Source organism: Candidatus Magnetobacterium casense, from assembly GCF_019173545.1.
Classification (GTDB): domain Bacteria; phylum Nitrospirota; class Thermodesulfovibrionia; order Thermodesulfovibrionales; family Magnetobacteriaceae; genus Magnetobacterium; species Magnetobacterium cryptolimnobacter.
On sequence record NZ_JABXWD010000162.1, the window covers coordinates 1 to 7,687 of the forward strand.

General features: G+C 46.7%; 8 protein-coding genes and 1 pseudogene. 8 read left to right on the forward strand and 1 reads right to left on the reverse strand.

Features of this window, described 5'->3' with window-relative positions:
* The 8 genes and pseudogenes from HWQ67_RS09800 to HWQ67_RS09835 all read left to right on the forward strand — a co-directional run.
* On the forward strand, nt 1–180 hold a 180-nt coding region (locus tag HWQ67_RS09800), incomplete at its 5' end, for a hypothetical protein (RefSeq protein ID WP_218252509.1).
* On the forward strand, nt 177–674 hold the full coding sequence (locus HWQ67_RS20540) for a restriction endonuclease subunit S (protein WP_425340717.1): 498 nt from the start codon (nt 177–179) through the stop codon (nt 672–674). The genes HWQ67_RS09800 and HWQ67_RS20540, both read left to right, overlap by 4 nt.
* Nucleotides 675–677: 3 nt before the next feature.
* The gene (locus HWQ67_RS09810; RefSeq protein ID WP_218252510.1) at nt 678–2,165 is read left to right on the forward strand and encodes an HsdM family class I SAM-dependent methyltransferase; all 1,488 of its coding nucleotides are present in this window, start codon (nt 678–680) and stop codon (nt 2,163–2,165) included.
* Nucleotides 2,166–2,697: 532 nt separating this feature from the next.
* Nucleotides 2,698–3,873, forward strand: coding sequence for a GAF domain-containing protein (locus HWQ67_RS20220; protein ID WP_218252511.1), 1,176 nt, complete (start codon nt 2,698–2,700; stop codon nt 3,871–3,873).
* 66 nt (nt 3,874–3,939) lie between these two features.
* Nucleotides 3,940–4,170 (forward strand): hypothetical protein, encoded by a 231-nt coding sequence (locus HWQ67_RS09820; protein ID WP_218252512.1) that lies wholly within the window; start codon nt 3,940–3,942, stop codon nt 4,168–4,170.
* 8 nt (nt 4,171–4,178) lie between these two features.
* Nucleotides 4,179–4,373, forward strand: a pseudogene (locus HWQ67_RS09825) (ATP-binding cassette domain-containing protein); the annotation flags it as partial.
* A gap of 31 nt (nt 4,374–4,404) precedes the next feature.
* The gene (locus HWQ67_RS09830; protein ID WP_218252514.1) at nt 4,405–4,719 is read left to right on the forward strand and encodes an EAL domain-containing protein; all 315 of its coding nucleotides are present in this window, start codon (nt 4,405–4,407) and stop codon (nt 4,717–4,719) included.
* Complete coding sequence (locus tag HWQ67_RS09835; protein ID WP_320414563.1) at nt 4,716–5,666, forward strand: EAL domain-containing protein; 951 nt, start codon at nt 4,716–4,718, stop codon at nt 5,664–5,666. Before HWQ67_RS09830 ends, HWQ67_RS09835 begins: the two co-directional genes overlap by 4 nt.
* A 122-nt stretch (nt 5,667–5,788) precedes the next feature.
* On the opposite strand, the gene argS is transcribed toward HWQ67_RS09835, so the two are convergent.
* The gene (gene argS / locus HWQ67_RS09840; protein ID WP_218252516.1) at nt 5,789–7,441 is read right to left on the reverse strand and encodes an arginine--tRNA ligase; all 1,653 of its coding nucleotides are present in this window, start codon (nt 7,439–7,441) and stop codon (nt 5,789–5,791) included.
* Nucleotides 7,442–7,687 lie beyond the last annotated feature (246 nt).

Here is a 7,687-nt window from a genome sequence, read left to right on the forward strand (position 1 = left end):
TTCGCAGGAATGACAGTTACAGGCTTTTTCCAAGTTTGTCATTCCTGGCTTGACCAGGAATCCAAAAACTGCAAAAGCATAGTTACCATGAAATATAAAGAGGATACACTTTTACTAATACATATTCAAATTTTGGAATTGCGCAAAGTAAACTATGGTCTAAAGGAACACTCTGCATAACAATTGCAGCCAATATTGCTGAAACAGCTTTTCTTGGAATTGACGCTTGTTTCCCAGATAGCATTGCTGGTTTTACCGCAAATGAAAATACCGCTCTATCTAAATATATTTACTACTTTTTTAAAGGCAATCAAAATAGAATTGAGGCTTTTGCCCCTGCAACAGCCCAAAAGAACATAAACCTTAATACACTTAAAACCTTATTTATTCCTTACTGTAGCCTTTCAGAACAAAGCGCAATCGTTCAAGAAATCGAGACCCGTCTTTCCGTATGCGATAAACTTGAAGAAACCATTACCCAGAGCCTGCAAACGGCAGAGGCATTACGACAAAGCATCCTCAAAAAAGCATTTGAAGGCAGGCTTCTTACCGATGAAGAACTTGAAGAAACCAGAAAAGCCACTGACTGGGAACCCGCCGAACGATTACTTGAACGTATAAAGGCTGAAAAGGCATATATCCAACAACCAACCAAAAAACGGAAAAAGAGGTAACTCATGACTGATAATAATTCGTCAAGCATTGTTTCAAAAGTATGGAGTTTTTGTAATACCCTTCGTGATGATGGTGTAGGCTACGGGGATTATCTCGAACAACTTACATATCTGCTCTTCCTGAAAATAGCAGACGAGTATTCAAAACCTCCGTATAACCGATCACTTCCTGTGCCAAAGGATTATAACTGGGAAAGCCTGTCCTCCAAACGTGGTGCTGATTTGGAATTGCACTACACTATTCTGCTTCGTGAACTTTCAAAACAAAAAGGGACTCTAGGACAAATATTCGTAAAAAGTCAGAACAAGATACAAGACCCGGCTAAACTATCCCGCATCATAGATATGATTGATAAAGAAGACTGGAGTTCGATGGGTGCGGACATTAAAGGGCAGATTTATGAAGGTCTCCTTGAAAAAAATGCAGAGGATACTAAAAGTGGTGCGGGTCAATACTTTACCCCGCGTGCCCTTATCAGGGCAATGGTAACCTGTTTAAATCCAGAGCCTATGAGGACTATTGCCGATCCGGCATGTGGCACCGGTGGTTTCTTTTTGGCATCTTATGATCATATAACAAGCAACTACTCGCTTGATAAGACACAGAAACAGTTTCTTAAATTCAGGACATTTTCAGGCAACGAAATTGTAGCCAACACCAGACGCCTTGCCCTTATGAATCTATTTCTCCATAACATAGGCGATATTGATAGTGAAACCATCATTTCTTCTGCTGATGCCCTGGTTGCAGATGCGGGCAACAGGGTTGACTATGTTCTGGCAAATCCACCTTTCGGAAAGAAAAGCAGCATGACCTTTACCAATGATGAAGGTGAGCAGGAAACCGAGGACTTAACCTACAACAGGCAGGATTTCTGGGTTACCACCAGCAACAAACAACTTAATTTTGTTCAGCACATCCGCACGATGCTTAAAACCGATGGACGGGCCGCGGTAGTTGTCCCGGATAATGTGCTTTTTGAAGGTGGTGCGGGTGAAACAGTCCGGCAAAGGCTGCTTGCCACAACCGAACTTCATACTATCCTGCGGCTTCCTACGGGTATTTTTTATGCTAACGGTGTGAAAGCGAATGTTATTTTTTTTGACAACAATCCTGCTTCCAGGACAGCATGGACAAAGGATGTGTGGATTTACGATTATCGTACAAATATTCACCATACCAAGAAGAAAAACCCTATGCAGTATGCTGACTTACAGGACTTTATGGACTGTTACAATCCGCAAAATCGCCATAAAAGACAAGAAACATGGCATCCTGATACAAACCCGGAGGGACGCTGGAGAAAGTTCACCTATGATGAGATTATAAAGAGGGATAAAACCAGCCTTGATATTATATGGCTGAAGGATAAAAGCCTCGCTAATCTTGATAACCTTCCGGACCCTGATATCTTGGCAGATGAAATCATAGAGAACATCGAAGCAGGGTTAGAGAGTTTTAAGGCTATATATAATGTGGTAAAGTCGTAGGTTCACCGGGGAGTATTTGTCACCCACGGTAAATTTGTTCTCCTTCTCAGACGTTAAAAAAAAAAGAAAGAAGGAGGGCGGCTCCACTTCTTGGCGCTCCAGGGGGTGAGGCACGATTTTCCCGCAGCGGGGGGCGAGCCGCCCCTGGCTCAATTGTCGCCCCGCCCCTGCCATAAAAGTCGCACCTGGCCCCTTTAGCCCCCCGCAAGGGTAGGGGCGAGCCGCAATCTTGTCGCAGCAGGGGGTTGGCAAGGGGTTAGCAACCCCCCGCTCAGTGCCCCTGGCTGAAAGTCGCACCTGCCCCGGGCACGAAGAAGTCCCCTTGACCCCATAAGGCTGGTGATGTTATACATGTTTATGCTCAGTTACTTAGTGAGGGAACGTAGCAGATGCGTGCTTAGTTTATCTGCATCGGAAGTTCCAGAACTTACAAGGTAAAATAGTGCTGTAGAAGGTTGAATATATTGGTAATACGCAAAAAGGGCAGCAAAAAATTCGTGCCTACATTTTATTTGTGGCATAAATTTTTCAAGTGTTATTTGGCAGACTAATTCCTAACGCATTAAGAATTGTTTGTGCATCCTCTCTCAAATCAGCCATAGAGGCAACTGTAGATGGGATTGTCGTTGTAAACAGATCGGGACATGTAACGTGCTATAACAACCAATTTGCCGCCATGTGGCATATCCCGGACTCCCTGTTGGTTACCCGTAATGACGAACAACTCTTGTCCTTTGCGCTTTCTCAGTTAAGCAATCCGGATAAATTTCTCGCGGAGGTAAAAAAGCTGTATGCCACACCTGAAAAAAAGAGCTTTGATATCCTGCATTTTAAGGATGGAAGGGTGTTTTCACGATATTCCCAACCTCAAACAATAGAAGGCGATATTGTCGGCAGGGTGTGGAGTTTTCGTGATATAACAAAACGTCAGAAGATGGAGAGCGCCTTTATGAGAGAACTCTTAGTCAACAAGGCCATGGCTGAGATTTCAAGTGAATTAATAAGACCGTTGTCTATAAATACGGTTTCTGGCATAATCAGCAACTACGCAATGGAATTGACGAACAGCAATTACGCAAATGCAAGTTACCTTGATATCTTCACGGGTTATCACATCGCAACGGCAGTAAGCAACGATATCTGGGATCAATGTCGGATTGGAGACCAGAGTATAATCTTTCGTGAGAACAAGAGTCTCTTTGAATGGGTATTAAACAGGAAGGAATATTTAATGATAAATACTCCGGCGGACGACCCGCGGTATAAAGGAACCCCAACAGAAGACGTTGAGGTTGAGCGGTTCTTATCAGTACCGGCTATAATTGACGACACAGTTATCGGACATATCAGTGTGATGGCCCCAGGCAGAGACTACACGGAGGAAGACCTCAATATCATGGAGCGTTTGGCAGACCTCTTTGCCCTTGCTATACATAGAAGTCACATAGAAGATACAATCAAGAGGGAGTTGACCTTTCAATCATCTGTTGCCAAGATTACAGAGGCCCTATTGAATCCAGGAATAGACAAGTATGGCATATCCAGGGTAGTACATGAGGAGTCCTTAAGGCTCACCGATAGCACTCATGGTTATGTATCGCTCATAGATAAGGTCACTTGCGATAACGTTGTTGTTAGCATGACTGCCATTATGCCCAAGGGAGGAGACCATCAGGTGATAAGGTTCCCGATGTCTCCGGAGGGTTAAACGCCTTATGGGGGCATTCTTTAAATATTATGGAGGGCTTTTATACAAACTCCCCTAAGGAGCATTATGCCTTTAAAAACTGTATCCCACAAGGGCATATACCCATACAGCGATTTCTGTCGGTACCGGCAATCACCTGTTATAGATATCGTCTTTAGCTCCATTATTGCAGGAATTGTCGTTTATCTTGTATCTAAAAAGCAGAATCGCCTGTATACTCAACTTGAAAGAACATATAACGACAGGGAACAGGCATTGTTCAACATCGAGCGTGAGGTACTGTGGTGTAGTGTATAGCGCTCTCTATGTATTATGGTGTCAAGAGGGCGTTGGCGGATATTAACCTGAACATCCCCAAGTGCTGTATAACGGCATTTATTGGCCCGTCTGGATGCGGCAAATCAACACTGCTGCGCTGTCTCAATCGCCTCAATGACCTCCTGGAGGACGTAAGGATTATGGGCACAATAAGGATTGCCGGTGAGGATATATATTGTCCACAGTGGCAATATAAACACTGCCTTGGAGGGTATGGCCGAGGATTATGAAATGGAGACTGAAAAAGAAAGAATACTTGATTTAATAGACAGGGAATTTCTGACTACCTTTTTCCAGCCAATATATTCCTCTGAGGATGGCAGCATCTACGGCTATGAGGCTCTCACCAGGGTGCGTGGCTCTGAATCAACGATGAATATAGCCGAACTCTTTGAAAAGGCAATGGCAACGGATACTCTAACGCTCCTGGATTCCACGTGTCATGAAAACGCAAACATTAACGCACGCAACAGGGATTTAAGGATACAGATTCCCACCTGTTTATCAATATATGCCCTGAGACAATAACGGACACACCCAGGTGGTGTGAGATAACAGACCACTTTGCCGGCGTGTGGGGTATTGCAAGAAACAATATTGTTCTTGAAGTGACAGAGGAGAGCGCTATCAAGAATTATAAGGTGTTTCACACAATGATAGACGTCCTTAAGGGGAAAGGCTATAAGATAGCGATAGACGATTTTGGCGCTGGTTACGGGGGACTGAAGATGCTGTCAATCATTGAGCCTGACTTTGTAAAGATTGATAGACACTTTATCTCCAACATGGACAAGGCCCTGGTGAAGTACAACCTGGTGGATGCCATCGCAACGGCATGTCACAGGCTGGGGATAAAGGTGATAGCCGAGGGGATTGAAACGGAACATGAACTCAGGCTGGTTGTTAATATGGACATAGAGCTTCTGCAGGGGTTTTTGCTTAAGAGGCCATCTCCAATGCTTGAAAGAGATATAGCCTCCGTCTGCAGTGTGTTCAACAGGCAAGACGTCGAAGACCTGGATAACTTCAAGCCCTATAACGACAACTACGGCTTTGAAAAGGGAGATAATGTCATCGGGGAATTGGCACGGATAATGGAAGGGGTCAGAGACGCCGAGGCAGATAACTTTAGTTTCGTCGGACACATAGGAGGGGATGACTTCATCCTTATAACCCGTCCAAGGTCATCATTTGCAATGTGCAATCTGATAATTGAAAGGTTTAGGAAGAACCTTTGTTCCTTTCACGGTGATGAGGATTGCAACAGGGGCTTTTATCATGCCAAAAACCGTAAAGGAGAGATGGAACGCTTTGAGTTGCTGTCGCTTTCTATCGGCATAGTCAGCACGGAGGTTTACAAGATAGAGTCATTTGCGCAACTGGCATCCCTGTCATCGGATGTGAAAAAGGCGGCAAAGTCAAAACCGGGCTTCTCCATCGTAAGGGACAGGCGTATGGAGCAGCAAATATCCTGAAAAATGCCTTCGCTATCGGCCTCCGTCGTCCGGGGATAGAGCGCTTGGCTTGTACGCAATACAAAAAAAAGAAAAGGACAGAGCCATCCGGCGGGCAGAGTCCTCTCCCTTCTTTTCTTGCACTACATCCACTCCGGCGCTGACAGACCCAGTATCCTCAGACCTTCCTTGAGGACTATACTGATGCAGGCACACAGCAAGAGCCTTGCCTCGGTGAGGATGACGTCCTCGGTAAGAATCCTGTGCTTGTTGTAGTAGGGATGAAACATGGCCGCAAGCTCTTGCAGGTAGAAGGTGATCCTGTGTGGCTCACGGTTTCTGACCGCTCCCTGAAAGGTCATCGGATAGAGTACCAACTTCTTTATTATCTGCAACTCCTCATCGGCAACAAGACACGACAGATCGATAGAGGCAACCCTGTCGGTAAACAGGCTCGACATGTCCGCCTGATGTTTTTTGAAGAGGCTGTTGATCCTTGCATATGCGTACTGGACGTAGAAGACGGGGTTTTCCGAGGACTGCTTCTTGGCTGCCTCCAGGTCAAACTCCAGGTGACTGTCTGACCTCCTAGTCATGAATATGAACTTGGTGGTGTCGGAGCCGATTTCGCCGATAACGTCACTTAGAGTGATAAACTCCCCTGCCCGCTTTGACATCTGCACGGGTTTGCCATCCCTCAGCAGGGAGACCATCTGCACCAGGAGCACGGTCAGGTTCGATTCCTGCAACCCCTCTGCCCTCAACACCGCCTTGACCCGCGGGATGTAGCCGTGGTGGTCGGCCCCCCAGATGTTGATCAGTTCATCGTAGCCACGCTCTATCTTCATCACGTGGTAGGCCAGGTCGGAGGCAAAGTACGTGTACTGGCCATCCTGCTTGATGATGACCCTGTCCTTGTCATCCCCCAGCTCCGAGGACTTAAACCACACTGCACCGTCCTTGTCATAGACGTAGCCCTTGTTGCGCAGACTGTCAATGCCCTCGCTGACCATGCCACTGTCAAACAGGAGTCGCTCGCTCTGCCAGTTGTCAAAGCCTACGCCAAAGGAGTCGAGGGCCTCCCTGATCTCATCCAGCATCCTCCGGTAGGAGTAGTCGATAAAGTGCCCGGCGCAGTTGTCGAAATCCTCACCGACATAACGTTTCCCATCCGTGGAGGCAATCTCACCCGCGATGCGTTCTACCAGTTCGCCACGATAGCCCTCCTCTGGAAACGGACAGGGATTCCCCAACAGGGTATTGTAGGCCGCAAAGACGCTTTGCCCCAGGAGTCTTACCTGTCTGCCGGCGTCGTTGATGTAGAACTCCCGCTCGACAACGTACCCGGCACTTTGCAGCAGGTTTGACAGGGCATTGCCCAGGGCCGCCCCCCGACCATGTCCAACGTGCAACGGCCCCGTTGGGTTGGCGCTGACAAACTCAATCAACACCCGCCTGCCATGACCGACATCAACCCTCAGGCGCAACTGCCGCTCCTTGTACAAGAGCCTCAGTTGTTCGTACAGGTAGTCTCTCTTAAACCTGAAGTTTATAAACCCCGGTCCTGCCACCTCTATGGAGTCAAAGGCCGCAATATCACACTGGGGCATCCCCCTGATGGCAGAGATGATCTCCTGCGCTATGACCCGCGGCGCTTTACGCAAGACACCGGCAAGCCCCAGGGCAATCGGCGTTGATACATCCCCCTGCGACTGCACCTTTGGTATCTCAACTTCCACATAATCGGCCTCTATGCCCATACCCGCAACGGCCTTTAATACAATCTCTCTTATCATAAAAAAACATTCCCTTCTTAAGGACTATTCAGGTTGGAAACCATAATCTGCGCATTATGAAGTATCCATGAGGTATTGTAGCATAAGTCTCCTGCATTTTGTTTGGTGTATAGCAAATTTAGATTGGATGTAATAGTTCAGCTATACAATTGAAATGTTGTGTATAATCAACCCAATGTCAACAAGATAAGAAGGGGTCAAGGGGGCTGGCCCCCTTGCAGGGGGTTCTGAAGGGGGCCAGGAGCG

Excerpts from the sequence above, each read along its gene's own strand:
- HWQ67_RS09810 (WP_218252510.1), top strand. The coding sequence starts at position 678 with ATGACTGATAATAATTCGTCAAGCATTGTTTCAAAAGTATGGAGTTTT.
- HWQ67_RS09820 (WP_218252512.1), top strand. The coding sequence starts at position 3,940 with ATGCCTTTAAAAACTGTATCCCACAAGGGCATATACCCATACAGCGAT.
- HWQ67_RS09830 (WP_218252514.1), top strand. The coding sequence starts at position 4,405 with ATGGCCGAGGATTATGAAATGGAGACTGAAAAAGAAAGAATACTTGAT.
- argS (WP_218252516.1), bottom strand. The coding sequence starts at position 7,441 with ATGATAAGAGAGATTGTATTAAAGGCCGTTGCGGGTATGGGCATAGAG.